This is a genomic window from Neisseria sp. HMSC055H02, assembly GCF_001813335.1.
In the GTDB taxonomy this organism is placed as follows: Bacteria; Pseudomonadota; Gammaproteobacteria; order Burkholderiales; family Neisseriaceae; genus Neisseria; species Neisseria sicca_C.
In genome coordinates this window covers 103371-129466 of the sequence record NZ_KV812081.1, presented here as the reverse complement: position 1 = coordinate 129466, position 26096 = coordinate 103371, and the positions used below count along the sequence as shown (strand labels likewise).

The window sequence follows — 26096 nt, the reverse complement described above, 5'->3', positions numbered from 1 at the left end:
CCCCTGTCTATGCCAGCCCTTTTTCAGACAATTCCACCCTTTGACCGATGTCTTTCAGGTTGGAATATTGTTCGACCAATCGCAGCAAGTCGTCAGGCTGATTGCGGACATCCACATGAAAATGCTGAGTAAATCTGCACGAAAGTATGCGTATCAATAACCGGCGTTGCAGCACCGACCGCCAACAATCAAAAAAAACACCAAGCCGCAGAGCATGGCTTGCCAGACATTGTTGTCAATAAGCCTCCGGTTTATCCGGTAAGTGTTCCAATATTTTTACTCAAAGTGGTGTGTTGTCTTTGCCGAAATGATATATGCTGATATTTTTTAAAGGAGCGTGCAAGATGAAAATTAAAGGATTGTTATTATTAGGAACTATGTGTTTTGCTGCTTACGCACAGTCGGAAAGTTTGCCTCCGCTGCAAACCGTTCCGCAAGTAGATGTGCAGCGTTATGCAGGACAGTGGTACGAAATCGCGCGATTGCCTATGCCTTACCAAAGTCATTGCGTATCGGATGTGACGGCGTTTTATAAGATAAAAAACAAGGACACTATCAGCGTGACCAACCGTTGTTTGAAGGCGGATGGAACTTGGTCGGCGGCAGAAGGGCTGGCATATGTGCAGAATGCGGAAAACACCAAGTTGAGCGTGACTTTTCTGCCCAAAGCGATTCGATGGCTGCCTGTAGGCAAGGCACCTTATTGGGTGATGGCTTTGGACAGCAATTACCAATATGCGATGATAGGACAGCCCGATAGGAAATATTTGTGGTTGTTGTCGCGCAAACCGAGCATGGATGAATCGGTATATCAAGCGTATTTGCAGCAAGCAAAAGAGCAAGGCTATGATTTATCTGCGCTTATTCGTACCAAGCATAGGAAGTAAAATACCTTGAATGAATCTTTTGAAGTAGAAAAAGGTGTCAACTTCTGAAAGAAAGCGACAGCCCGCTGCCCGTGTTCGACAGCACCGCCATCCATGCGTTTGCGGCGGTAGATGCGGTGCTGGCGGAATAAGTGGGGCTTTTGATGAAACCGCTACAGAGTGGGGTCGCCGGGAATAGCAGTGGAGCATGTTTGGGAGACTTAGATTGGAGATTGGATGGTTTATCTGAATTGTCCAATCCCGAAAAAGATTAAAGCGGCCTTACAACCAATAAGTCGGATACCGCCGCCCTTTGCCCAAATTATTGTAAACCAAGGCCAAGGCCACCAAAATCAGCGACCCGGCCAAAGTCGGCGTAATCAAAAAATCCCAGCCCACGCCACCGAGCATCACAATCAAAGGATTGGAGCCTGCCGGCGGGTGCGGTACGCGAAGCAGCAACATCAATGCCACCGCCGTGCCGACAGCCAAAGCCATTACCCACCAGCCTGCACCGAATGCCGCCATAAATACCAACCCCGTTAAAGTGGCGACAAAATGTCCTCCGATAACGTTTTTAGGCTGTGCAAAAGGACTTTGCGGATAGGCAAAGACCAACAAGCAGCTAGCGCCGAACGAACCCAACACCAAAGGCAGGTTTGCCGCATTCCCTATTCCGGCAAAAGCACCCGTTGCCAACGCCGCGCCCAGCCATGCGGCAGCGATAACACCATAAGACAGTCTGGGCGGGCATTTTTCATAGGCGGCAAAAAGTTTTTTCTCTGACATTTTAATATTCTCCAAATCAGTTAAAATACACCAATCGGTATATTTTTAAATACTATACCAATCGGTATACTTTATGCAAGGATTTTTTATGTCTATCAAAGAAAACATCATCCGCACTGCCCACGACCTGTTTTACAAGGAAGGGTTTCACGCATCAGGCGTAGAATTGCTGGCGCAGAACGCCGGTACGACCAAACGCACACTATATGCCCATTTCGGCAGTAAAGACGGCTTGATAGATGCCGTTTTGGACTACCGCCATGAACAATTCATGGACAAACTTGCTGCGGCATTGGATGAAAAACCCAAAGCGCAAACCGCTCGCGCCTATCTTGACTTTATCGCCGATTGGACAAAATCTCCCGATTTCTGCGGCTGCATGTTCATCAATGTCTGCGGCGAATATGCCGACCCAAACAGCAGCCCGCACCAAAAATCTGCCGCCCACAAATCCCAAATCCGTGATTTTTTACGGACGCGTTTGAGCGAAAGCGGCACAGATACAGATAATGCTCAGAAACTTGCCGATAAAGTATTTTTATTGGGAGAGGGTTTGATTGTTGCCGCGCAAACGGGACAATGTGATATGGCAGTAGAAGATTTGGTAGATTGTCTGCTGATGTAGGAAGTCGCCTGGATATTCAAAGCATAAGTGCAGGCTGCTTTTGATTGCGCCAACCACGCACCCACCCGTGCTTTCAGGCAGCCTGTTAAACAACAAAAATAAAACACAAAAGCTATAAACCGCCCGATGATTTCCCATTAAGAAAATATATCCTTCCCCAAACGGGATTGTTCGCACAAAATTTCCCGTAAAATCATCCGCTAAGGCTTCATCCGCATTGAGCAGAAATTTAGCCATTCTGATGATTTCGGCGCACTGGTACGGCAACCGTTTGCAGGTAACGTCCGGCGAACGTCCCGAAATGATTTAAGATTTTTACGGCTTCCCCGCAGCACTCAGCCAAATGCAATATCCCGCGCCCGGCTCGCCCGAACTGCGGGGCAGGTGTGCTCGCTGTTGCAGCCTGAAAATGTAGTAATGAACCCGGAGCGTGGCTTCGACCACGGCGCGTGGGCGGTGCTGAAACGCCTGTATCCCGAAGCCGACATTCCCGTAGTGCAGCTCAGCTTGAACCTGATACAACCTGTACAATGGCATTTCGATTTGGCGAAAAACTCGCCCCGCTGTGCGAACAAGGCGTGCTGGTGGCCGGCAGCGGCAACATCGTGCACAACCTGCGCACCATGCGCTGCGAATCTGCCGGAGGCTACGGTCGGGCAATAGACTTCCGCAATACGGTCAACCGCGCCCTTACCGTGCGGGACAACGACACGCTGGTGCATTACGAACGGTTGGTGGAAGCTGCCGCACTCTCCGTGTCGTCCCCCCGGAACACTACCTGCCGCTGCTCTACACCGCCGCGCTGCGCGAACCGCAGGACGATATGGAAATATTCAATGACGAACTCGCTTTCGGCTCAATCAGCATGACTTCCGTTTTAATCGGGTAAAAGGCCAAGACAAAGCAACGCGGGCCGGAACACCTGCTCGCCTGCCCAAAAGCCCGCTACGAAGACGGCTTGGACACGGCAAAATCGGACGTGTTGGCCGACGTATTGCGACAAATCGGCTGCACGCAGGCAGCGGAAATCCCAACCAACCCCGCTGCCGAAGCGCAAGCCAAGCAGCACATTGCCGAAGGGCAGATTGCTTCGTACAGTTTGGACACTAACCGCCATTGTGCTGATAGTTTCCTGCAACTGCTCCGCCGAAGGAAAGGAACTAGGGCTAAAGCAGCACTGCCCAAACGAAAAGCAGCCTGCACTTTGAATTTTCAAGTGCAGGCTGCTTTTTCAGGATGGATTATCCATTTCCCAATACATTGCCCCAATAATCCGCCACCGCCCTTACGCTGGGGCTGCGGCGCACGTCTTCGTGCATCACCAGCAAGAGTTCCGCTGCGAATTCAGGTAGCAGGGCATCCGGATTGAGTGAGACGGGATGCAGCCTGTCGGCGGGAAAAACGGCGAAATCAGGCAGGATACCGATGCCGATTTGTCCGCACACGGCTTGTTTGACGGCGGCGAAGTCGTTGCTGGCGAAGGAAATGTCGGCATCTTCGCCGATTTGTTCGGCAAACCAGCGGGAAAAACGGGTGTTTACGGCAATTTGCACGAAATGCCAGTCTTCGCGGCGGATGGTTTTCAGGTAGCCTTCATGGCCATAGATGCGGTAGGAGAAATGGGAGATGCGGCGTACGGCAAGATCGTTTTGGGTGGGGCGGACGAGGCGCAGGGCGATGTCGGCTTGGCGGCCGTGCAGGTCGGCGAGTGCGGCATCGCTTTGAATGATAAGGCGTATATTGTTGTGTTTGCGGTAGAAATCGGCAATGTGGGGCATCAGCATCAGTCGGGCGACGAATGGCGGTGCGGAAATGACAACGCTGTGCCGCAGCTCGGCCTGTTCGCGCGCGGTACGCTGCAACATGCTCATATCTTTGCAGATTTCGCAGGCATGGCGATAAAGTCGTTCGCCTTCGGGAGTGAGCAGGTAGCGTTTGCCGATGCGGTCGAACAGGTGCAATCCGAGTGCGTTTTCCAGCTGGGCGATTTGTCGCGAAACGGTGCTGTGCTGCACGCCCAGGTGTTCGGCAGCGGCGGTAAGGGTTTGTTTTTCCACGAGAGTGGTGAAATAGCGGATACCGTTCCAGTCCCAATCCATTATTGCTTCCTTTGTGCATTTTTTGGCTGTGTTTGCCAATTTATCTTATTTTCGTATTTTTATAAACGATTTAAACTGCGCAATATGAACTTTTTGAGAGAAACTAGATGAAAAAATTGCCGAAAAAATACGCGGGTGTATTGTTTTCTTTTTACGCCTCGGCGGTGATGGTGCTGATTGTGAGCGCTGTGCTGGTGGCGCTGAATACCGGCATCGACGCGGACTACCTGCTGCGCTTGTTGAAATCGTATCTGATTACTTGGCCGGTGGCATTCGCCAGCCTGCTCGGCGTGCGTCCGTTGGTGGTAAAATGGGTGGCGGCTTCGGTGACGGATTGAGGCTGCCTGAAAACGCAAAAAGCAGCCTGCACTTGTGTTTTAAAATGTGCGGGCTGCTTTTACATCATACCCATCCCGTTTCCAGACGGTTTCACAGGCTACCTGAAAACGAAGTTTCTGGGAAGCTAAAACGCCGCACACAAGGAATCCTATGTCCAGCCGTACCGCCACCATCCTGACCACCGCACTCGCCCCGTTAATTTAGGGCAGCACCTATCTCGTGACCACAGAATTTCTGCCGCCGGACCGACCGTTCACCGCCGCGCTTATCCGTGTTTTACCCGCCGGGCTTTTGCTGTTGGCGTGGACGCGGCGCATACCCAAACGCGACGAATGGGCGACCGTTGTCTTACTCGGTTTTTTGAACATCGGCTTTTTTCAGGCCATGCTGTTTGTGGCGGCGTATCGCTTGCCGGGCGGACTGGCGGCGGTATTGAGTTCGACGCAGACGCTGATGGTGCTGGTGTTCACTTGGTTAATCGGCAAAACCATGCCGCCCAAAGCGGCTTGGGCTTGGTCGGCGGCAGGGGTTTTGGGGATTGCGCTCTTGGTATTGTCGCCGCAGGCGCGCTATGACGGTACGGGGATTTTGGCGGCATTGGCGGGCGCGGCGGCGATGGCGTTGGGCGTTTATTTGTCGAAACACCGTCGCACTTCGCTGCCCGTGTTGGCGTTCACAGGCTGGCAGCTTTTTATCGGCGGCTTGTTTTTACTGCCCGTCGCCCTGCTTGCCGAGCCGCCGCTCGAATCTTTAAGCCCCGCCAATATCGGCGGCTATCTGTATTTGAGCCTGTTTGGTGCCGTATTGGCTTATGTGTTGTTTTTCAGAGGAATCTCCAAACTTTCGCCTGCTGCGGTTTCGTCGCTGGGATTGCTCAGCCCTGTCTCGGCATTTATCTTGGGCTGGCTGTTTTTAGGACAAGGGATGGACGGGAAGTCGCTGGCGGGATTTGCGTTGGTGTTGGTATCGATATTCGGGGTACAGCGGGCGGTCATGAAAAAGGTCGTCTGAAACCTCAAAATCCGGTTTTCAGACGACCTCTTTGCTTTTTAAATTCAAATCAAACCATTTAAGCTCAAATCGTACCGCTGCCTTGTGCTTTCGGTTTGGCGGCACCGAATTCCAGTTTGCTCAAGGCGGAGAGGTAGGCTTTGGCAGTGGCGACCAAAACGTCGGTATCCGCGCCTTGTCCGTTGACGACGCGGTTGCCGCGTGCCAGACGGACGCTGGTTTCGCCTTGGCTTTCCGTGCCTTGCGTTACGGCGTTGACGGAATAAATCTGCAAAGTCGCGCCGCTTTGCGCCACGCTCTCAATCGCTTTGAAAATCGCATCGACAGGGCCGGAGCCGGTGGCGGAAGCGCGTTTTTCTTCGCCTTTGATGCTGAACACGATGTCGGCACGCGGCTCTTCGCCGGTTTCGGTGCTGATTTTTTGGGAGATGAATTTGTAGCTTTCGGCGTTCATGCTGCCCATTTCGTCGGACACCAGCGCGTGCAGGTCTTCATCGAAGATTTCGCGTTTTTTGTCGGCGAGTTCTTTGAAGCGGGCAAACGCGGCGTTCAGCGCCTCTTCGCTTTCCAACTCGATGCCCAAATCCGCCAGTTTGCTGCGGAACGCGCTGCGGCCGGACAATTTGCCCAAGGTCAGGCGGTTGGTTGACCAGCCGACCGATTCGGCAGTCATGATTTCATAGGTTTCGGGGTGTTTCAACACGCCGTCCTGATGGATGCCTGATTCGTGTGCAAAGGCGTTTGCGCCGACCACCGCCTTATTGGGCTGAATCGGATAGCCGGTAACGGTGGACACCAGTTTGGATACCGGCACGATTTGCGTGGTGTCGATGCCGGTTTCCAAGCCGAAAAGGTCATGGCGCACTTTCAACGCCATCACGATTTCTTCAAGGCTGGCATTGCCCGCGCGTTCGCCCAAGCCGTTGATGGTGCATTCCACCTGGCGCACGCCTGCCTGAATAGCGGCCAGCGAATTGGCAACCGCCATGCCCAAGTCGTTGTGGCAGTGGGTCGACCAGACTACTTTGTCGCCGTTGGGCACGCTTTTGATGATATTGCTGATACGTTCGTACCACACGGAAGGGATGGAGTAGCCGACGGTATCGGGAATATTGATGGTGGTCGCGCCCGCTTCGATAACCGCCGTAAAGATTTTGGCGAGGAAGTCCAAATCCGAACGCACGGCGTCTTCGGCGGAAAATTCCACATCGTCGGTGTATTCTTTGGCGATTTTCACTGCTTTGACCGCCGCATCGATGACCTGCTGCGGCTTCATTTTCAGTTTGTGCTCCATATGGATGGGGCTGGTGGCAATGAAGATATGGATGCGTTTTTTCAGCGCGGGGGAAACGGCCTCGCCTGCCTTACGCACATCGTTTTCAACGGCACGCGCCAACGAGCAGACCGTGGATTTGGTGATGATTTTGGCAATCGCATTGACCGATTCAAAATCGCCCGGACTGGCAGCGGCAAAACCCGCCTCAATCACATCCACGCCCATTTTCTCCAACTGGCGGGCAATGCGGATTTTCTCCTCTTTGGTCATGGATGCACCGGGCGACTGCTCGCCGTCGCGCATGGTGGTGTCGAAAATAATTACGCGGTTGGTCTGTGTCATTTCTGTTCTCTCCAGAGATTCGTTTTTTTGTAAAAAAGCATTCAAATCCAGCGGCCTGCCTTGCGCTTCCGCCAGCGCGGTCAGCTTTTGCAGTTGCGCCAAAGGCAGCGACCCGCGCGTGCGCCATTTATAGATGGCTGCGGTTGTTGCGGCATTTTCGGGATCGTGCTGTTTCAACGCTTCGGCAAGTGCATTCACGCCGCCGAAATAAGTAACTAAGCGGTCAATGTCTAATTGCATGATACTCCTTGTCCAAATTTTATCGAAATTATGGTTTGCTTTGGAAGGGGATTATACGCATTTTAGACAAAACGACAATCTATTTTTCTAAAAATACGGATTTACTTTTTAAATCCAGAATTATTTTATACATTTTGTCTAAAAAGAGTCAAATTAAAGGTCATCTGAAAAGCTCCAAGCTTCGTTTTCAGATGACCTTGATGGTGTTTGTCTGGCTGTAATAAACCAGAGGGGTAATAAAACTGGGTTATTATGCCGGCGAAAACGCATCCGAATAGAAGCTTGTCTCAGGCAGGCTGCATTGCGCGGTCAACACGGATTTCGCACTTTCGGTCATGGCGACGGAACCGCAGGCATAAACTTCATAACCGCTCAAGTCGGGATAATCTTTTGCGGCGGAGGTTTGGACGTATCCTTTTTCGCCTTGCCAACCCTCAGCGGCTTTTGATAGGACGGGGGTGAAGCGGGCGTTTTTCAGACGACCTGTCAGTTCTTGCGCTTCTTCGAGTGCGTACAAATCATCTTGGTGACGCGCGCCCCAGTAGAAATGGACGGCGCGGCTGCTGTCTTGGCGGATAAGGTCGAGCAGGATGCTGCGGATGGGGGCATAGCCTGTACCGGTTGCCAAAAGGATGATGGGTTTGGCGCTGTCTTCTTGCAAGGTAAACGAACCGAGCGGGCCTTTGATGCGGACGATGCCTTTTTCTTTGACTTTGGGTTCGCCGCCGAAAATCATTTCCGAGCAGACGCCGTTTTCGCGCCTGCGGATGTGCAGTTCCAAAATGCCTTCTTGGTCGGGCGAATTGGCGATGGAGTAGCTGCGGCTGACGTTGCCCGGCAGCAGTAAATCAATGTATTGCCCGGCGTAGAAAGCAAACGGCGGGGCTTTGGGCAGGGCAAGTTTCAGGAGGGCGACATCGTGTTTGAAAACCATGCTTTCAATACGGGCGGGCAGGGTGCGGACGGGTAGCGCGTTTGCGTTGTAACCGGGGATGTTGATGCTGATGTCACTTTGCGCAGTGGTGCAGCACATCAAAATCTTGCCTTGGGCTTTTTCTGCTTCGGATAAGGCCTGTTCCGAGTGTTCGCCCATTTGAATATCGCCACTGACCAGTTCGGCTTTGCATTGCCCGCAGGCACCGCTTTTGCAGGAATGGGGCGGATTGAGGTTTTGACGGGTGGCAGCGGCTAAAACCGTTTCGCCGTCGTTGGCGGTAAAGGTGGTTTGGTCGGGTAGCGTAATGGTGTGGGTCATGGCTTGGCGTGGTTTGAATAGATTAAGTTAAAAGGTCATTGGATTCGGATTTCAAATACAACATTCGGGTACCGGTGGATTGAACAGGCTCAAAAGTAAAACACTTGCCTTTTCGCAGCCAAATGTTTTTCTCGGCCGGTGGTGTAGACAACGCGATGATTCCTACACTTTATGAATGGCGGACTTACAAACCCAATGCTTCGGCGTGAAACTCGATATGCGAGTCGATAAAGCTGGCGATGAAGAAATAATCGTGTCCGTAGTCGGGGCGGACTTTGTATTGCACGTTGAAGCCGTTGGCGCGGGCGGCATTGACGAAGGCTTCGGGTTGCAGTTCGTCGGGGAACAGCGGGTCGGCTCCGCCTTGGTCGATGAGTATCGGCAGTTTGCGAGAGGCCGTCTGAACAAGCGATGTACTGTCGTATGCCTGCCAAGCATCCGATTCTGCGCCTAGATAGGCGGCAAACGCCTGTTTTCCGCCTCGGCTGGCGGTCGGATGGCACAAGGGGGCGAACGCGGAAACGGCGGCATAGCGGCCTGGATTTTTCAGGGCGATGGAAAGCGCGCCGTGCCCGCCCATGCTGAAACCTGCGATGCTGCGCTCTTGGGTGGCGGGGAAATGCCGTTCCACCCAATCGGGCAGCTCGCGGCTAATATGGCTGTACATCTGATAATGCACCGCCCACGGCTGTTCGGTCGCGTCAATGTAAAATCCCGCGCCCTGTCCGATAAATTCGTTCGCGCTGTCGCTGATATGGCTGCCGCGCGGCGAGGTGTCGGGGAAAACGACGATGATGTTCCATTGCGCGGCGAAACGCTGGATGCCGGTTTGGCGTATCAGTTCCGAGCCGTCGCCGTGCAATCCCGACAAGAAATACAAAACCGGCGCGGGATAGCCTTTCAATACTTGCGGCGGCAGGTAGATGCCGAAGGTCATATCGGTTTGGCAGGTTTCGGAAAAGCAGCGGTATTGCTCTTGATGGCCGTTGAACATTTTGGCGCGGGAAAGCAGGTGTAATTCGTGTGCGGACATAGATGGGATGACGTGAAAAAAGTGAAGGCATCATCTTAACAGAAAGACCGCGTTACGGGCTTTTAAAAACCTATCGAACGGTATGGTTTCAGACGACACCAATCTATACACAAACTCTGTGGATAAGTTTGTTGATAAGCTTTGGGTAATCGGAATTTTTGCTTTTGGAACAACCCAAGCCTTTCGGCGCTTAAAAAATAGTCAAATAAAACACAATAAAATCAATTAGTTATAAAAATAAAAAATTTTAAAGCCTTTATGGGAAAAATTTATAAGCAAAACAAGCCAATGCGGGATTGTGTATAAAAAGTGATTGACACGCCTGATAAATGTCAAATGAGTTGACCGAACAAGTAAGGCAGCGGCTGTCGCCTTATGGGGAAAAACTTCAATCCCCCTGCCTTTCGCGTTACAATACGCGCTTACTTTTTTACACAGAAAAACACACCATGAAAGCCAGCCAATTTTTCATTTCCACCCTGAAAGAAGCCCCTGCCGAAGCCGCGCTTGCCAGCCACAAGCTGATGATTCGCGCCGGTCTGATTAAAGCCAACGCGTCCGGCCTTTATACTTGGATGCCGATGGGGCTGCGCGTGTTGCGCAAAGTCGAAAACGTCGTGCGCGAAGAAATGGCGCGCGCGGGCAGCGTGGAGTTGCTGATGCCGGTGGTGCAGCCTGCCGAACTGTGGCAGGAATCCGGTCGCTGGGAATTTTACGGTAAAGAACTGCTGCGCCTGAAAGACCGCCATGACCGCGATTTCTGCATGGGTCCGACCTGCGAGGAAGTCATCGCCGACATCGTGCGCAAAGAAATCAACAGCTACAAACAGCTGCCGAAAAACTTTTACCACATCCAAACCAAATTCCGCGACGAAGTGCGTCCGCGCTTCGGCGTCATGCGTGCGCGCGAGTTCGTCATGAAAGACGCTTATTCCTTCCATGCCGACTACGCCTCACTTCAGACGACCTATGATGCCATGTACGACGCTTACTGCCGCATCTTCACCCGTCTGGGCTTGGAATTCCGCCCCGTCGCCGCAGACACCGGCAGCATCGGCGGCACCGGTTCGCACGAGTTTCAAGTGTTGGCGGAAAGCGGCGAAGATGTGATTGCATATAGCGACACTTCCGATTACGCCGCCAATATCGAGCTGGCACCGACCTTGCCGCTCAAAGGCGAACGCGCGGCTGCTCAGGCAGAGCTGGCCAAAGTACACACACCGAACGTCAAAACCATTGATTCATTGGTTGACTTCCTCAGTATTCCGATTGAAAAAACGCTGAAATCCATCGTAGTCGAAGGCGAAAACGAAGGCGAAATCGTCTTATTGCTGTTGCGCGGCGACCATGAGTTCAACGACATCAAAGCCGAAAAACTCGCAGGCGTGAAATCGCCGCTGACCATGGCAGACCCTGCCGCCATCCGTGCGCAGTTCGGCGCAAACGGCGGCTCGCTCGGCCCCGTCGGCTTCACAGGCAAAGTCTATGCCGATTTCGCTACCGAAAAAGGCGCAGACTGGGTCATCGGCGCGAACGAAGACGATTACCACTATACTGGCTTCAACTTCGGCCGCGACGCCGCCGAACCTGAATTCGTCGATTTGCGCAACGTCGTCGAAGGCGACGAAAGCCCCGACGGACAAGGTCGTCTGAAACTGGCGCGCGGCATCGAAGTCGGACACGTCTTCCAATTACGCGACAAATACACCCAAGCCATGAACGTGAGCTTCCTCGACAACAACGGCAAATCGCAAATCATGGAAATGGGCTGCTACGGCATCGGCATCACCCGCGTCGTTGCCGCCGCCATCGAGCAGAACAACGACGAAAAAGGCATCATCTGGACAAAAGCAATGGCGCCGTTTGAAGTCGTTATCGTGCCGATGAACTACAAAAAATCAGACGCCGTGCGCGACGCTGCCGACAAAATCTACGCCGAACTGTTGGCGGCAGGCGCAGATGTCCTCCTCGACGACCGCGACGAACGCGCAGGCGTATTGCTCAACGATTCCGAGCTTCTGGGCATCCCGCACCGCATCGTCATCGGCGACCGCGCCTTGAAAGAAGGCAATGTCGAATACGCCGAACGCCGCGACAATCAGGCGCAAACCGTAAGCCTGAATGAAATCGCCGGCAAAGTATTGGCTGCATTGAAAGACTAATGACGGATTAAAACGAATGCAGATAAAAGAAGGTCGTCTGAAACTGGAAACAGGTTTCAGACGACCTTCTTTATTTTGAAATCAAAATCAGCAGTAAAAATCAGGAAAACACATGATTATTTAGTCAAGTATGTTTTTACCACCTCTGCTATTTTTATGAAAAAGATGGGCGGCGCTACTAATGAATCTGAAAATTCAAGCTGGACGGCAACTTTGGCTTCGCGTATGTTCAAAGTGTATTTAGATGTATAGCTGCAATGATTCGAGATATTTTATTATCGTAACTTTCACGGATACCAACAACCATGCCTTCCAGCCCTTTTCCTCTTTCAGTTTGTCCGGAAAATGTGAATGACCTTATCCGCAGTCTGAACATGTTTGCACCTGTCTTGCAGGTATTGCCCAGTACGGTGTTTTTTGTAAAAAACATGCGGGCGGAGTATGTCTATGCCAACGATACGCTGTTGCACCGCTTACAATTGTCAGATATGGCGGCTTTGATTGGGAAAACATCGGAAGACCTGTTTCAGTCGGAATGGGGACAACGTTATACACAGCAGGACAGGGAAGTTTTGAACGACGGCAAAATCATCAACAATAAGCTGGAGCTGCATACTTATGCTTCGGGAGAACTGGGCTGGTGTATCACGCATAAAATGCCGGTGCGCAATCCTTTGGGTGAAATTATTGCCATGCTTGGTGTGTCTGTGGATGTGGAAACCAATGACAGCAACCGCCCCGAGCTGAATAAAAAAGTCGCGCTGATTGAAAAATACATTGCCGGCCACTTCGACCAAAACATAAAAATGAAAGACTTGGAAGCCGTTTCACGTCTTTCCACCGCCCAAATCGAGCGTTATTTCAAAAAGATTTTCCACATCACACCTTCGCAATATATTCAAAAAATACGCATCGAAGCAGCCATGGCGATGTTGGAAACAGGCTTGTCGGTAACGGAAATTTCTGCCCGCTGCGGCTATTCCGATCACAGTGCATTTACGCGTCAGTTTAAGGCACTGGTAGGATTGGTACCATCTGAATTTAAGAAATCAAGATAACAGTAACCGTACGGAAATGCCTGTCTGAAAATAGTTTTCAGACAGGCATTTTTTGTTTTAAGTGTGTCTGAGTGTGCACATTTCCGCATAAAAAACGGGAAATTCATCAAGACGGCGGCAGCAGCGATTTTGTAAGGTTAACGGAAGTTTTTTAGCGATAGGATTTTGCTATGCCGCATACCGAATATACTTTTTCCGTGATTGACTCCCATACCGGCGGTGAGCCGACCCGTGTAGTGTATGACGGATTTCCCGAGCTTTTCGGCAGCAGTTTGCAGGAGCAGTGTGCCGATTTTGCCAAACGTTTCGACCATTTGCGTCGTGCGCTGATTTTGGAGCCGCGTGGTTCGGAAGTTTTGGTCGGGGCGTTGTTGTGCAAGCCGCAAGCCCCTACTTCTGTCGCCGGCGTGATTTTCTTTAACAACAGCGGTTATTTGGGTATGTGCGGCCACGGCACCATCGGTTTGATTAAAACGCTGCAACACCTCAAACGCATTGATATCGGCACGCATATCATCGAAACGCCGGTGGGCGATGTACGCTGCACGTTGTATGAAGACGGCTCGGTCAGCGTGCGCAACGTACCGGCCTACCGCTACCGTAAAGACGTGTCGCTTGACGTTGAGGGCATTGGCAGCATCACCGGCGATATTGCTTGGGGCGGCAACTGGTTTTTCTTGGTGAATGACCACGGCTGCACCATCTCGCCCGACAATCTGGAGCAATTGACTGATATTTCATGGCGCATCCGCACCGCGCTGAATGCGCAGGGCATTAGCGGCAAAGACGGGCAGGAAATAGACCACATCGAGCTGTTCGGGAAAACCGATACTGCAGACAGCCGCAGCTTTGTGCTCTGTCCCGGCAAAGCTTACGACCGCTCGCCTTGTGGCACGGGCACCAGCGCGAAGATGGCCTGTTTGGCTGCAGACGGCGTGTGGCCATCTGAAAAAGAGTGGGTGCAGGAAAGCATAATCGGCAGCCGCTTTGCTGCTTCTTATGAAACACTTTCAGACGACCTTCATTCGGAAGGTCTGATAATCCCCACCATCAAGGGAGAGGCACATATTCATGCGGCATCGGAAATTTTTGTAAACGCGGATGATCCGTTCCGCTACGGAATTGAAACATCATGAGCAGCCAAATTTTTTCTGCAGCCGTGGTTGGTGGCGGCATCGTCGGATTGAGCATCGCGCTGGAATTGCAGCGTTGCGGCGAAAGCGTACTGTTGTTAGAGCGGGACACTGTATGCGGAGGCGCATCTTATGGCAATGCCGGGCATATCGCCACCGAGCAGGTGTTTCCGATTGCATCGCCGGACGTGCTCAAGCAACTGCCGAAAATGCTGCTCGACCCGCTTGGACCGTTGCGGCTGGACTGGAAATACCTGCCTAAAATCACGCCGTGGCTGTTCAGCCTGCTGTACAACCTTACGCCCAAACGCTTCCAGCACAGCCACCGCGCCCTGATGGCACTAAACAGTCTTGCTTTGGCTGCATGGAGGAAGTTTGCACAAGAATGGAGAGTGGAACAACATATCCGTATCGACGGTTCGCTGTTGGTGTGCGAAACCGAAAACGGGCAATCAGCGTTACAGAAACACGGCAGGGTGTTGAATGAATTAGGTGTGGTCAACGAATGGCTTGACTATGCCGGTCTGCATGAACGCGAACCTGCGCTGGCCGATACGCAACGCGGTGCGCTGTTTTACCCTCATACCGGTCATGTGGTCGATTTGGCAGGTATGGCGGCTGATTTACAGCACGCTTTCATACAGGCGGGCGGTACGATCAGTGAACATACCGACGTTTCCGATATCCAATTATTTTCAGACGACCTGTTCCGCATCATAGGCGGTAGTAAGGCGTTTGAAGCCAAACATGTGGTGATTGCTGCCGGTGCGTTTTCTAAACCATGGTTGAAAAAACTGTGCGGCAGCGACGTACCGCTTGATACGGAACGCGGTTACCACCTGATGTTGCCGCAAAGCCTAAATATTTTGAACGTGCCGGTAAGCAGCTTTGAGCGCAAATTCATCATGACGCCCATGAACGCAGGCTTGCGCCTGGCCGGTACAGTGGAGTTTGCCGGGCTGGATGCACCGCCGAATATGGAACGGGCTCAGCAGCTCTTTCACTTGGCAGAATCTATGCTCAAAGGTCGTCTGAACCGGCAAGGTGCCGTGTCGTGGATGGGTTTTCGACCGTCGATTGCCGATTCCCTGCCGGTAATCGACCGAAAAGAAAACATTTTTCTGGCGTTCGGGCATCAGCATTTGGGCTTAACCCAAGCACCGCTCACCGCAAAACTGGTGAAAGCCTTGTATTTTGGAGAACAGCCTGCAATAGATTTAAGCCCTTACCGTTTTAGCCGTTTCTGAAGCGAGCAAACCGAATCACGATTCATCTCAAGAGGAGAAACATATGAATATCGAAGGTATTTTAGTTCCCATCGTTACCCCGTTTACCGCCGACAATCAAGTGGATACCACGCTGCTGGCCGAATTGGTGGACGCGTTTATTGCTAAAGGCGTGCGCGGCATCGTAGCCTGCGGCACCACGGGTGAGTATTACGCTTTGTCGGAAGCCGAACGCGAAACCGTATTGACCACCATCGTGAAGGCCGCTGCTGGCCGTTGTACGCTGATTGCCGGTGTCAGCGATATGTCGAGCGAAGTGGCTGCACAACGCGCCGCCCGAGCTAAAGAATTAGGCTACGACGGGCTGATGTTGTCGGCGCCGCCATACAGCCTGCCGTCGCAGCAAGGCATTATCGAGCACTTTGAATATGTGGCGTCTAAAACCGACTTGCCGATTATTCTCTACAACTTTCCCGCGCGTATCGGCGTAGAACTCGAATTTGAAACTGTGGCGCATTTGTCGAAACATCCCAACATCGTCGGTATCAAAGAAAGCACCGGTAATTTCTCTAACGCGTTGCGTATGATCCAGGCGAAATTCGACAACTTCCAAGTCGTGTGCGGCTGCGACGACCAACCTTTGGATTTCTTCTTCTGGGGTGTGAAAAGCTGGATTGCAGGTGCGGCCAATGTGTTCCCAGGTGAGCAGGTTGCCCTGTTTAACGCTGCCCAAGCCCAAGATTGGGATAAAGCCCGCCAGATTCTTACCGACCTTTATCCCGCCCTGCATTCGATGGAGTCGGGCGACTACAACCAAAAAGCTAAAATCGGCTGCTTAAACGGTACCAAACCCGCCGGAAAAGTGCGCCTGCCGCTGCACAATCTGACCATGCAGGAAGCCGCCGAGTTTACGGCATTGTTGAAATAAAGGAGCCGCAGTATGAAAACCATTGAACAAATCTTCGAGGCCGCCAAAGCAGGCAGCCTATGGGCGGGGAATTTGATTCCGAACCACGCCGATTCGGGCAGAAAGCTGGAAAACCGCACGCCCATCGACAATTCACTCATCGGTTACATCGCCGACGGCAGTGAACAGGATATAGATGCCGCCGTGCGTGCCGCGCGTTCTGCGTTTTCAGACGACCTTTGGGCAGGCAAAAGCCCATCTGAAAAACGTGCCGTACTGCTGCGTTGGGCGCAGTTGATTGAAGAACATGCCGAAGAGCTCGCTGCGTTGGACTGTATCGACGCTGGCAAGCCCATCAGCGAGTGCATCAACACCGATATGCCCGCCACCATTGAGACCTTTTATTTCTACGCCGAATATGTGGATAAAGCCTTCGGCCGCGTTGCCCCCACCGGCAACGACGCGCTGGGTTTGATTGTGTATGATCCGGTCGGCGTGGTCGGCGTAGTGCTGCCGTGGAACTTCCCCGCGCAGATGTTTGCATGGAAAGTGGCACCTGCTTTGGCAGCGGGCAATTCGGTGATTGTGAAACCGGCCGAACTGACGTCGCTGAGCGCCTACCGCATGGTGCAGCTGGCGCATGAAGCAGGCGTGCCTGAAGCAGCGCTGACGCTGGTTTGCGGCTTGGGGGAAACGGTCGGCAAGGCTTTGGGTGTGCATCAAGATGTGGACATGGTGGCCTTTACCGGATCCACCGAAGTCGGACGCTATTTCTTGGAATATTCGGCGCAAAGCAATTTGAAAGAAATCGTCTTGGAATGCGGCGGCAAAAGTCCGCAAATCGTGTTTGCCGATGCGGATATAGACAAAGCGGTACCGTTGATTTTAGCCGCCGCGTTCTGGAATATGGGTGAAAATTGCAGCTGCGGTTCGCGCCTGATTGTGGAAGCAAGTATCAAAGATGCCCTGCTGGCCAAACTTTCAGACGACCTCAAGCAAGGCTGGAAAGTCGGCGATCCACGCCTGCCTGAAACCAACCTCGGCCCGATGGTGGAAGAAGCTCATTTTGATAAGGTGTGCCGTTATTTCGATACCGCGCTGAAAGAGGGCGGCAAACTGATTACCGGCGGCAAAACCGGCGACGGCTGGTATTTTGAGCCGGCGATTATCGACGGTGTAACTGCGGATATGACCGTGTTCCAAGAAGAAATTTTCGGTCCGGTGCTGGCGGTAACCGCATTCAGCAGCGAAGAGGAAGCCGTCCGTTTGGCGAACCAATCGGATTACGGACTGGCCGCTTCGTTCTACACATCCAATGTAAGCCGCGCCCACCGTGTTGCCCGCAAAATTCAGGCAGGTACGGTATCGGTAAACGGTTTTTCGGAAGGCAGCATCGCCACGCCGTTCGGCGGTTACAAACAATCCGGTTTCGGCGGTCGCGACAAAGGTGTGGAAGCGTTTGAGCAATATACGCAAACAAAAACCATTTGGTTTCTGGAATAACACAAAATAAAGCTCAGGTCGTCTGAAACCGACAGGCTTGTAACAAACACAAACCTTTTTCCAGACGACTTCTAATAACTACACAAAAACGCAAAGGAGAAGAGATGGAAAAGATCGTCAGTACACTGGTGGACTATATCTGGGGAAACGGCCTGGTTTATCTGGCTTTGGCCGTCGGTTTATATTTCACTATTATTACTAGAGGAGTGCAGTTCCGCTATTTGCCTGAAATGATCCGCCTACTGAATGAAAAGCAGGAGTCCGGTGCGGGTATTTCTTCGTTTCAGGCATTCTGCATGTCGCTGTCGGGACGCATTGGTGTCGGCAACATCGCCGGCGTAGCGACCGCTATTGCCGCAGGCGGTCCGGGCTCTGTATTTTGGATGATTGTGATGGCTCTGTTGGGTGGTGCCAGCGCGTTTGTAGAATCCACTTTGGCGCAGATTTATAAAACCAAAGTCGGTACGGAATACCGCGGCGGCTCTCCTTATTACATCGAGCGCGGCTTAAAGATGAAAGCCTTTGCAGTGCTGGTAGCCGTAGTGATTTTCCTGAGCTACGGCGTGTTAGTGCCGGGCATTCAGGCCAATACCATTGCTACATCGTTTGAGAACGCCTTCGCACTGCCTGCATGGAGCACCGGTGCTGCAGTTTCCATGATATTGGCGTTTCTGATTTTCGGCGGCACCAAACGCATCGCCCGTGCTGCTGACCGCATTATCCCCCTAATGGCGTTAGGTTATGTAGGCTTGATGCTGATTGTGTTGATAAACCACGCATCTAAAATCCCCGAAACCTTAAGCCTGATCATCGGTAGCGCATTCGGTACGGACGCGGTATTCGGCGGAATTGTCGGTAGCGCGATTTCCTGGGGGGTGCGTCGCGCCGTGTTCTCAAACGTAGCCGGTGCAGGCGAAGCAACGTTCAGCTCGGCTGCCGCTGAAGTAAGCCATCCTGTGAAACAAGGTTTGGTGCAAGGCTTTTCGGTGTATATCGATACCGTGATTGTCTGCACCTCCACCGCTATCATGATTCTGATTACCGGTATGTATAACGTACATCCGGTCGGCATGAAAACGCCGCTTGTGGAAAATATTCCCGGCGTGGAAGCCGGCTCTGCTTACACGCAGGCTGCATTGGGTACTGTGTTCGGTAATTTCGGCGGCGCATTTGTGGCGGTAGGCATCTTCTTCTTTGCCTTTACCTGCCTGCTGGCTTATTACTACATCGCCGAAACTGCGCTGCTCTATCTCGACCAAAAGCTGAAATACCCGATACTCAGTATGATTCTGCGGTTGGTGTTTTTAGCGGTGGTGTTTACCGGCAGCGTACAGTCCGCCAGCCTGATGTGGGGCTTGGGTGATATAGGCTTCGGCAGCATGTGTTATCTCAACCTGATTGCTATCGTATTTCTCAGTAAACCCGCCTTACGTGCGCTGTATGATTACGACCGCCAGAAAAAAGCCGGTCTTGATCCGGTGTTCGACCCGCGTGTAGCCGGGATTGAGAATGCCGAATTCTGGATAGAACATATGCAACAACATGATAGGCGCTAAGTTTGCTCCGTTACGATAGATGAGCAAAGTAGTTGGAGGATCTAGGTTTTAAGTGCAACATCTGATTTAATTGAGCAAACCCGTTTAATAAGTACCTCATTTGGTGCCGAATAACACAACAGTTATGTAGGTGTGTTGTTCGGCACTACTGTATATGGTGTACCAGGACATGTCTAAATTTGCCTGAAATCCTTCCCTTTCAAAAAATACTGTCAAAGCGGCTCATTAGTATTTTCATTCGATTCCTGATCCCACTAATGTGCACTAGACTTCCTGCTTGGAAAATCTTTGCACTTCAAATCCAAATGTGTGAACTCTGCGTTCAATCGTACAACTGCCGTTTCAAAAACCAATCGCCGAACGGCCAGTCCACGCTGTCGAGCAGGTTTTTGGTAATCAGCCCCAGCTCGGTATCGCCTTCAATTTGCAGTTTGCGGTTGAAAAACAAAGTATCCGGATCTTCCTCGCGCATTATCATGCGCATAAAGTCGATACCGTTGGCGGCAAGGCGCAAATCGGGCGTGCCGAATAAATCCGCGTCGATGGATTTTTCTAAATCTTAGTAAATTTGTCCAACAATTCAGTGTTTGCCGCATAATTGGTGTCGGTGGATGCAAAGACAGCTATTTGAAGTAATTTTCTTGTGCGTTGAATTTTTTGGAGACGTACCCTGATAATGTCATGGTTCATATGGTTTCCTTTATAGTTTCGAAAGAGGTCGTCTGAAATTTTTTCAGACGACCTCTTTTCTCTATGTTAATCAAACAACTTGCCGCTTAGCCAGTCTTCCACGCTTCACAGTATTTCAGGCAGTTTTGCAGTATCCGTTCCCCGGCCTGTATCAAATCCAGTTTGCCGCCGCTTTTACCGCCGACTTGTTCGGCTGCGAATTTGACAAAATCTCCGGCTTTCACTTTTCCGGTCATGGCTTTGGATATACCGGCGCACAGCGTATGGCGTAGCCTATGCACGCGGTTGGAAGGGGCTAAGGTTTGCTGAAAGTACAGGCTGCTTTTGATAAAGATAGGTCGTCTGAAAATTATTTCTCGGGCAGCTTTGAGATTACGGGCAATATAAAGTTTTGTTGGGTTATGATCCAAGCTACGTTTGCTTCGGCGCAGGCAACATAAAGCCAATGTCCGCACAACCTTGCTACAAATCCGATTCTCCGCCAAACATCTCTTCTGCCAAGGCTTTGGCTTTTTCCAAACCTTCAGGGGTGAGATAGGCGGATTTGGCTTTACCCCAAGGCTGGCTGATTAAGCCTTGTTCGTGCAGGCTATTGAGCAGGTCAAAATCGTAGCCTTTCCAAAAACGGCCGTCTTCAAATTCCAATGCGCCGATTAGGGCAAGCAGGGCGTTTTCCATTTTTTGGCGGTTGTAGGGCATGGGTTGGGGCTTTCTTGATTTGGATTGATGGGGTGAGATGTGGAAGAATGCAGGCTACTGCTTACTACACTTGTCAATCTTGTAAAGTTTAAAGAGAATGTATCATTTAATTGGACAGAAGAAAGAGCTTAATATGTATGACAAGTTAAAAGAGCGATATGAAAATTTTTTAGATCAAATAGCAAAATTAAAACTCTCTTATCGTATCACATCTAGAACATTTGAATGTTTTTTAAACGAATTATCAAAAAAACAAGCCAACTTTGATAAATTAAATCTTGATCTTACTGAAAAATGGACTCTACCTACAAATATTGAAAATTACTATTTTATAAATCCTTATACAGGGAAAACTGAATTACATAGAAACAATCAATTTGATTACAAAGAATATGCTGAGCAATGTTACATTCATAGAAATAAACAATATCAGTGGTTGTTAGTTGATGGATATGAATTATTTGAAGAGTATATTATTGATCTATATAAGATATGTTGTCATCACTTTAAAATAAAGCATCTCCGCCTTGATAAAGATAAAGAAGGGGATATGGATAATATGGAATTAAAAAAATATGTTAATAAAATTATTGTAAAATTTAGAGATAAAACCCCAAATATTAAAATAGATGAGAAAAATAATAAGACTGGAAAGAATCTCTTTTTTTATGTAAAGATGATTGAACAATTTCGTCATATTATCGTCCATAAAAATGGAAAAGTATCTGATGTTGATACGATATTAAAAAATATTCTGAATAAATCTGGTATTACAGGAAATAAAGAGTTAGAACCACAATATAAAAAAATTATTCAAGGGTATATTTACACTAACGCGGAAAAAAGAGAATTATTAGGAGTTATTGTATTAGAAGATTATAAAATAAATGAAATTGTGTCATGCAGAAAATTTGAAGGCTTAGCGAATGATTTATTAGGGTATGCCTTTATTCTTTCCTGCAATCTACTACTGACATTGAAAAATAATACATAGTAAGTCTTAGCTCCATATTACTTCACATCTTGCTCAATGGCACTGTATTTTTGTATGAGAGTAGATATAACAAGCAGAGCTTAAGCCATGATCCAATATCATCATTGAATTTTCCTAAATACTTGGGGTATTGCCTTAATCTGCTATATTAGGAAAGGAAAAATCTCAAAAAATTTATCCTAATATCTATATATCTTACTAAGAAGGTCGTCTGAAAAATTTTTCAGACGACCTTCTCTACTTAACTTAATACATCACTCATCAACTCAGCTTACTGTTTACCCAGCCTTCTGCCGAATTCAGCATCGTGCCGACTTGAGAAGCATCCGTACCCCCTGCCTGTGCCAAATCCGGTCTGCCGCCGCCTTTGCCGCCGACTTGTTCTGCTGCGAATTTGACCAAATCGCCGGCTTTTACTTTTCCGGTCAGGGCTTTGGATACGCCGGCGCACAGGGATACTTTGCCGTCGTTTACTGCCGCCAAAAGAATCACGGCGTTGTCGGATTTACCGGTTAAATCGGTAACGATTTCGCGCAGGGCGGCTGCGTCGGCTTCGATTTGAGCGGCGACGAGTTTGGCTGCGCCCAAGTCTTTGGCGTTGTCCAAGAGCTTTGCGCCTGCGTGGACGGCGAGTTCGGCTTTGGCTTTTGCCAACTCTTTTTCCAAGGCTTTGGCGTTGGCGGCGTTGGCTTGGATTTTGGCGAGTACGTCTTTTTCGGTTTGGGCTTTGACTTCGGCGATGATGTTTTTCATCAGGCTTTCTTGGTTTTGCGCCCATGCCAGCGCGGCAAGGCCGGTAATGGCTTCTACGCGGCGGATGCCTGCGGCGATGCCGCCTTCGCTGATGATTTTGAAGAAGCCGATGTCGCCGGTGCGGGCAACGTGGGTGCCGCCGCACAGTTCGGTGGAGTAGTCGCCCATGGTGATGACGCGGACGAAGTCGCCGTATTTTTCGCCGAAGAGCATCATGGCGCCGGATTTTTGCGCGTCTTCAATGGACATGGTTTCCACTTTGACGGGCACGTTGGCGATAATCGCGGCGTTGACGCGGCGTTCGACTTCGGCGATTTCTTCCGCGCTGATGCCTTGCGGGTGGGAGATGTCAAAGCGGGTCAGCTCGGCGTTTTGCAGGCTGCCTTTTTGTTCGACGTGCGTGCCCAAAACATCGCGCAGGGCTTTGTGCATCAGGTGGGTAACGCTGTGGTTGCGCATGATACTGTCGCGGATGTCGTTGTCGATTTCGGCAGATACGGCATCGCCGACTTTCAGACGACCTGATACAACTGCGCCGAATTGTCCGTGTACGGCGGCTTTGATTTTTTGCGTATCTTCAACGCGGAAGCGGTTTTCGCCTGCGAAGATAAAACCTACGTCGCCGACTTGGCCGCCGCTTTCGGCGTAGAACGGGGTTTGTTCCAAAACAACCACGCCGGCTTCGCCTGCTTGGAGTTCGTCCACGGCTTCGCTGCCTTTGTATAAGGCGATGATTTTGGTGTCTTGGCTGCGTTTTTCGTAGCCGGTGAACTCGGTGTCTGCGCCTGTGTAGTCCAGTTGCGCGTTGGCTTTGAAGTTTTGCGCGGCGCGGGCGCGGGCGCGTTGGGCTTCCATTTCGCGGTTAAAGCCTTCTTCGTCCAAATCGATATTGCGTTCGCGGCAGATGTCGGCGGTCAAATCATACGGGAAGCCGTAGGTGTCGTAGAGTTTAAAGATGATTTCGCCGTCCAGTTTGTTGCTGCCTTTGGTCAAGGCGTTTTCCAGCAAAGCCATGCCGGTTTCCAAAGTTTGGGCAAAGCGGCTTTCTTCGTTTTTCAGGGCTTCTTCGATTTGCGCTTGTTTTTCTTTCAACTCAGGATATGCGTCGCCCATTGCTTTCACCAAATCGGGCACGAGTTTGTAGAAAAACGCCTGTTTCTGACCGAGTTTGTAACCGTGGCGAACGGCGCGGCGGATGATGCGGCGCAGGACATAGCCGCGGCCTTCGTTGGACGGCATCACGCCGTCGGCAATCAGGAAGGAGCAGGAACGGATGTGGTCGGCAATCACTTTCAGGCTCGGCTCGTCCATGCTGAACGGCGCGCCGGTTTCGCGGGCAACGGCTTTGAGCAGGTCTTGGAACAGGTCGATTTCGTAGTTGCTGTGGACGTGCTGCATCACGGCCGCCATGCGCTCCAAGCCCATGCCGGTATCGACGGACGGCTTGGGCAGCCGATTCATATTGCCTTGCTCGTCGCGGTTGAACTGCATGAACACGCAGTTCCAAATTTCAATCCAGCGGTCGCCGTCTTCTTCAGGACTACCGGGAATGCCGCCCCAAATTTCTTCGCCGTGGTCGTAGAAAATTTCAGAACACGGGCCGCAGGGGCCGGTGTCGCCCATCTGCCAGAAGTTGTCGGACGCGTATTTCGCGCCTTTATTGTCGCCGATGCGGACGATGCGCTCGGCAGGCATACCGATTTCGTTCAGCCAGATGTTGTAGGCTTCGTCGTCTTCGGCATATACGGTCGCCAAGAGTTTTTCTTTGGGGATGTTCAGCCATTCGGGGGAAGTCAAAAATTCCCAAGCGAAGTGGATGGCGTCGCGTTTGAAGTAGTCGCCGAAGGAAAAGTTGCCCATCATTTCAAAAAAGGTGTGGTGGCGGGCGGTGTAGCCGACGTTTTCCAAGTCGTTGTGTTTGCCGCCGGCGCGTACGCATTTTTGCGCGGTGGTGGCGCGGTTGTATGGGCGTTTGTCGAAGCCGAGGAATACGTCTTTAAACTGGTTCATACCGGCGTTGGTAAACAGCAGCGTCGGGTCGTCGTGCGGCACGAGGCTGGAAGAGCGGACGATGGTGTGGCCTTTGGATTCGAAGAATTTTAGGAATTTTTGGCGTAGTTCGGAGGTTTTCATGATGTTTCGATGTCTCTACTAAAAAGGTTTCAGACGACCTTCCCGGCCGTATGTAATTGTGGAAAGAAAATGGGTGCTATATTACCGCAAAACCTTGTTTCTAGCTATTGAATCAGGGACTTTCAGACGACCTTCTGACTATCGCCCCAATGGAAACTGCTATCAGATAGTGCGTGCCTGATTTATAATCCCTTACTTTCCCTTCCACCCGATATGCAAGGAATGATAATGACCAAACATCTGCCACTCATCGCCCTGACCGCCGTCATGCTCGCCGCCTGCGGAGGTTCGGATAAAAATACCTCCGACAAAGCGGGTCAGGCGGGAAACCAAAATGTATTGAGGATTTACAACTGGTCGGAATACGTCGATCCCGAAACCGTCGCCGATTTTGAAAAGAAAAACGGTATCAAGGTAACTTACGACGTGTACGACAGCGATGAGACGCTGGAAAGTAAAGTATTGACCGGAAAATCAGGCTACGACATCGTCGGCCCGTCCAATACCTTCGTCGGCAGGCAGATTAAGGCAGGTGCTTATCAAAAAATCGACAAATCCCTGATACCCAACTATAAAAACCTCAACCCCGAATTGATGAAACTGATGGAAGGCGTCGATCCGAGCCACGAGTACGCCGTTCCGTTTTATTGGGGAACGAATACCTTCGCCATCAATACCGAGCGCGTGAAAAAAGCCTTAGGTACGGACAAACTGCCGGACAACCAATGGGATTTGGTGTTCAACCCCGAATACACATCCAAGCTCAAACAATGCGGCATCAGCTACTTGGACAGCGCGGCGGAAATTTATCCTATGGTGTTGAACTACATGGGTAAAAACCCCAACAGCAACGATACCGAAGACATCAAAGCAGCAACCGAGCTGCTCAAGAAAAACCGTCCCAACATCAAACGCTTTACCTCGTCCGGCTTCATCGACGACTTGGCGCGCGGCGACACCTGCGTCACCATCGGCTTCGGCGGCGACTTGAACATCGCCAGACGGCGTGCCGAAGAAGCGGGTGGCAAAGAAAAAATCCGCGTCATGATGCCCAAAGAAGGCGTGGGGATTTGGGTGGACTCTTTCGTCATTCCAAAAGATGCGAAAAACGTCGCCAATGCCCACAAATACATCAACGACTTTCTCGACCCAGAAGTCGCCGCGAGAAACGGCAATTTCGTCACCTACGCCCCTTCCAGCAAGCCCGCACGCGAATTGATGGAAGCCGAGTTCAGGGATGACCGCACCATTTTCCCGAGCGAAGAAGATTTGAAAAACAGCTTCATCATGGTCCCTATCCAGCCCACCATTTTGAAATTCATGGTCCGCCAATGGCAGGGCGTGAAAGCCGGCAAATAATTTGATACGGATAAGCAAAAGGTCGTCTGAAAACTTGAAATACAGGTT

Annotated in this window: 20 protein-coding genes and 5 pseudogenes; 14 read left to right on the top strand and 11 right to left on the bottom strand. The window is 51.0% G+C overall.

Annotated features, from left to right (window positions below; all coding sequences use genetic code 11):
* Nucleotides 1-7: 7 nt before the first annotated feature.
* A pseudogene (locus HMPREF2907_RS13675) lies at nucleotides 8-120 on the bottom strand (ABC transporter six-transmembrane domain-containing protein); the annotation flags it as partial.
* 224 nt (nucleotides 121-344) lie between these two features.
* On the opposite strand from HMPREF2907_RS13675, the gene HMPREF2907_RS03730 reads away from it, so the two are divergent.
* Complete coding sequence (locus HMPREF2907_RS03730) at nucleotides 345-887, top strand: lipocalin family protein (RefSeq protein WP_070680191.1); 543 nt, start codon at nucleotides 345-347, stop codon at nucleotides 885-887.
* Nucleotides 888-1148: 261 nt separating this feature from the next.
* Here the strand turns inward: HMPREF2907_RS03730 and HMPREF2907_RS03725 are convergent, their stop codons facing one another.
* Nucleotides 1149-1655, bottom strand: coding sequence for an HPP family protein (locus HMPREF2907_RS03725; RefSeq protein WP_070680188.1), 507 nt, complete (start codon nucleotides 1653-1655; stop codon nucleotides 1149-1151).
* Nucleotides 1656-1743: 88 nt separating this feature from the next.
* On the opposite strand from HMPREF2907_RS03725, the gene HMPREF2907_RS03720 reads away from it, so the two are divergent.
* Both HMPREF2907_RS03720 and HMPREF2907_RS03715 read left to right on the top strand, forming a co-directional pair.
* Nucleotides 1744-2280, top strand: a complete 537-nt coding sequence (locus HMPREF2907_RS03720; RefSeq protein WP_070680186.1) for a TetR/AcrR family transcriptional regulator — start codon at nucleotides 1744-1746, stop codon at nucleotides 2278-2280.
* A 136-nt stretch (nucleotides 2281-2416) separates the two neighbouring features.
* A pseudogene (locus HMPREF2907_RS03715) lies at nucleotides 2417-3169 on the top strand (dioxygenase family protein).
* Here HMPREF2907_RS03715 and HMPREF2907_RS12870 read toward each other — a convergent pair.
* Together HMPREF2907_RS12870 and HMPREF2907_RS03705 are read right to left on the bottom strand one after the other, a co-directional pair.
* Nucleotides 3158-3418, bottom strand: coding sequence for a hypothetical protein (locus HMPREF2907_RS12870; protein ID WP_168165195.1), 261 nt, complete (start codon nucleotides 3416-3418; stop codon nucleotides 3158-3160). The pseudogene HMPREF2907_RS03715 and the gene HMPREF2907_RS12870 sit on opposite strands and share 12 nt — an antisense overlap.
* A 103-nt stretch (nucleotides 3419-3521) precedes the next feature.
* The gene (locus HMPREF2907_RS03705; RefSeq protein WP_070680180.1) at nucleotides 3522-4379 is read right to left on the bottom strand and encodes a LysR family transcriptional regulator; all 858 of its coding nucleotides are present in this window, start codon (nucleotides 4377-4379) and stop codon (nucleotides 3522-3524) included.
* 107 nt (nucleotides 4380-4486) lie between these two features.
* Between HMPREF2907_RS03705 and HMPREF2907_RS03700 the strand changes: the two genes are divergently transcribed.
* Together HMPREF2907_RS03700 and HMPREF2907_RS03695 are read left to right on the top strand one after the other, a co-directional pair.
* Nucleotides 4487-4717, top strand: a complete 231-nt coding sequence (locus HMPREF2907_RS03700) for a DUF2798 domain-containing protein (protein ID WP_070680177.1) — start codon at nucleotides 4487-4489, stop codon at nucleotides 4715-4717.
* Nucleotides 4718-4868: 151 nt separating this feature from the next.
* A pseudogene (locus HMPREF2907_RS03695) lies at nucleotides 4869-5729 on the top strand (EamA family transporter).
* A 64-nt stretch (nucleotides 5730-5793) separates the two neighbouring features.
* Here HMPREF2907_RS03695 and HMPREF2907_RS03690 read toward each other — a convergent pair.
* The 3 genes from HMPREF2907_RS03690 to fghA form a co-directional block, all read right to left on the bottom strand.
* A complete protein-coding gene (locus HMPREF2907_RS03690; protein ID WP_070680173.1) occupies nucleotides 5794-7587 on the bottom strand; it encodes a 2-isopropylmalate synthase in 1794 nt (597 codons plus the stop codon).
* Nucleotides 7588-7837: 250 nt separating this feature from the next.
* Nucleotides 7838-8842, bottom strand: a complete 1005-nt coding sequence (locus HMPREF2907_RS03685; RefSeq protein ID WP_070680170.1) for a 2Fe-2S iron-sulfur cluster-binding protein — start codon at nucleotides 8840-8842, stop codon at nucleotides 7838-7840.
* A 184-nt stretch (nucleotides 8843-9026) separates the two neighbouring features.
* Complete coding sequence (gene fghA / locus HMPREF2907_RS03680; protein ID WP_070680167.1) at nucleotides 9027-9875, bottom strand: S-formylglutathione hydrolase; 849 nt, start codon at nucleotides 9873-9875, stop codon at nucleotides 9027-9029.
* 449 nt (nucleotides 9876-10324) lie between these two features.
* Between fghA and HMPREF2907_RS03675 the strand changes: the two genes are divergently transcribed.
* The 7 genes from HMPREF2907_RS03675 to HMPREF2907_RS03645 all read left to right on the top strand — a co-directional run bounded on the left by HMPREF2907_RS03675 (nucleotide 10325) and on the right by HMPREF2907_RS03645 (nucleotide 19420).
* Entirely contained in the window at nucleotides 10325-12037 is a 1713-nt protein-coding gene (locus HMPREF2907_RS03675; protein WP_070680163.1) for a proline--tRNA ligase, read from the top strand.
* A 347-nt stretch (nucleotides 12038-12384) separates the two neighbouring features.
* Complete coding sequence (locus HMPREF2907_RS03670; protein WP_003765346.1) at nucleotides 12385-13095, top strand: AraC family transcriptional regulator; 711 nt, start codon at nucleotides 12385-12387, stop codon at nucleotides 13093-13095.
* 170 nt (nucleotides 13096-13265) lie between these two features.
* Nucleotides 13266-14231, top strand: a complete 966-nt coding sequence (locus tag HMPREF2907_RS03665; RefSeq protein WP_070680159.1) for a proline racemase family protein — start codon at nucleotides 13266-13268, stop codon at nucleotides 14229-14231.
* Nucleotides 14228-15475, top strand: coding sequence for an NAD(P)/FAD-dependent oxidoreductase (locus HMPREF2907_RS03660; protein WP_070680156.1), 1248 nt, complete (start codon nucleotides 14228-14230; stop codon nucleotides 15473-15475). Before HMPREF2907_RS03665 ends, HMPREF2907_RS03660 begins: the two co-directional genes overlap by 4 nt.
* Before the next feature lie 43 nt (nucleotides 15476-15518).
* Nucleotides 15519-16382 carry a 4-hydroxy-tetrahydrodipicolinate synthase gene (gene dapA, locus HMPREF2907_RS03655; RefSeq protein ID WP_070441197.1) on the top strand — a complete coding sequence of 288 codons (864 nt, stop codon included), beginning with the start codon at nucleotides 15519-15521 and terminating at the stop codon, nucleotides 16380-16382.
* Between the two features lie 12 nt (nucleotides 16383-16394).
* Nucleotides 16395-17864 carry an aldehyde dehydrogenase gene (locus tag HMPREF2907_RS03650; RefSeq protein WP_070680153.1) on the top strand — a complete coding sequence of 490 codons (1470 nt, stop codon included), beginning with the start codon at nucleotides 16395-16397 and terminating at the stop codon, nucleotides 17862-17864.
* A 104-nt stretch (nucleotides 17865-17968) separates the two neighbouring features.
* On the top strand, nucleotides 17969-19420 hold the full coding sequence (locus HMPREF2907_RS03645; protein WP_070680150.1) for an alanine/glycine:cation symporter family protein: 1452 nt from the start codon (nucleotides 17969-17971) through the stop codon (nucleotides 19418-19420).
* 322 nt (nucleotides 19421-19742) lie between these two features.
* On the opposite strand, the pseudogene ubiT reads toward HMPREF2907_RS03645, so the two are convergent.
* The 3 genes and pseudogenes from ubiT to HMPREF2907_RS03635 form a co-directional block, all read right to left on the bottom strand.
* A pseudogene (ubiT, locus tag HMPREF2907_RS03640) lies at nucleotides 19743-19940 on the bottom strand (ubiquinone anaerobic biosynthesis accessory factor UbiT); the annotation flags it as partial.
* Between the two features lie 275 nt (nucleotides 19941-20215).
* Nucleotides 20216-20373, bottom strand: a pseudogene (locus HMPREF2907_RS12865) (DHHA1 domain-containing protein); the annotation flags it as partial.
* A gap of 199 nt (nucleotides 20374-20572) precedes the next feature.
* Nucleotides 20573-20809: a DUF6429 family protein gene (locus HMPREF2907_RS03635; RefSeq protein WP_049226486.1), complete on the bottom strand. Its 237-nt coding sequence runs from the start codon at nucleotides 20807-20809 to the stop codon at nucleotides 20573-20575.
* Between the two features lie 133 nt (nucleotides 20810-20942).
* Between HMPREF2907_RS03635 and HMPREF2907_RS03630 the strand changes: the two genes are divergently transcribed.
* Entirely contained in the window at nucleotides 20943-21803 is an 861-nt protein-coding gene (locus tag HMPREF2907_RS03630; RefSeq protein WP_141754401.1) for a hypothetical protein, read from the top strand.
* A 261-nt stretch (nucleotides 21804-22064) separates the two neighbouring features.
* On the opposite strand, the gene alaS is transcribed toward HMPREF2907_RS03630, so the two are convergent.
* A complete protein-coding gene (gene alaS, locus HMPREF2907_RS03625) occupies nucleotides 22065-24689 on the bottom strand; it encodes an alanine--tRNA ligase (protein ID WP_070680144.1) in 2625 nt (874 codons plus the stop codon).
* Nucleotides 24690-24917: 228 nt separating this feature from the next.
* On the opposite strand from alaS, the gene HMPREF2907_RS03620 reads away from it, so the two are divergent.
* On the top strand, nucleotides 24918-26048 hold the full coding sequence (locus HMPREF2907_RS03620) for a polyamine ABC transporter substrate-binding protein (protein ID WP_141754400.1): 1131 nt from the start codon (nucleotides 24918-24920) through the stop codon (nucleotides 26046-26048).
* The last annotated feature ends 48 nt before the right edge of the window (nucleotides 26049-26096 follow it).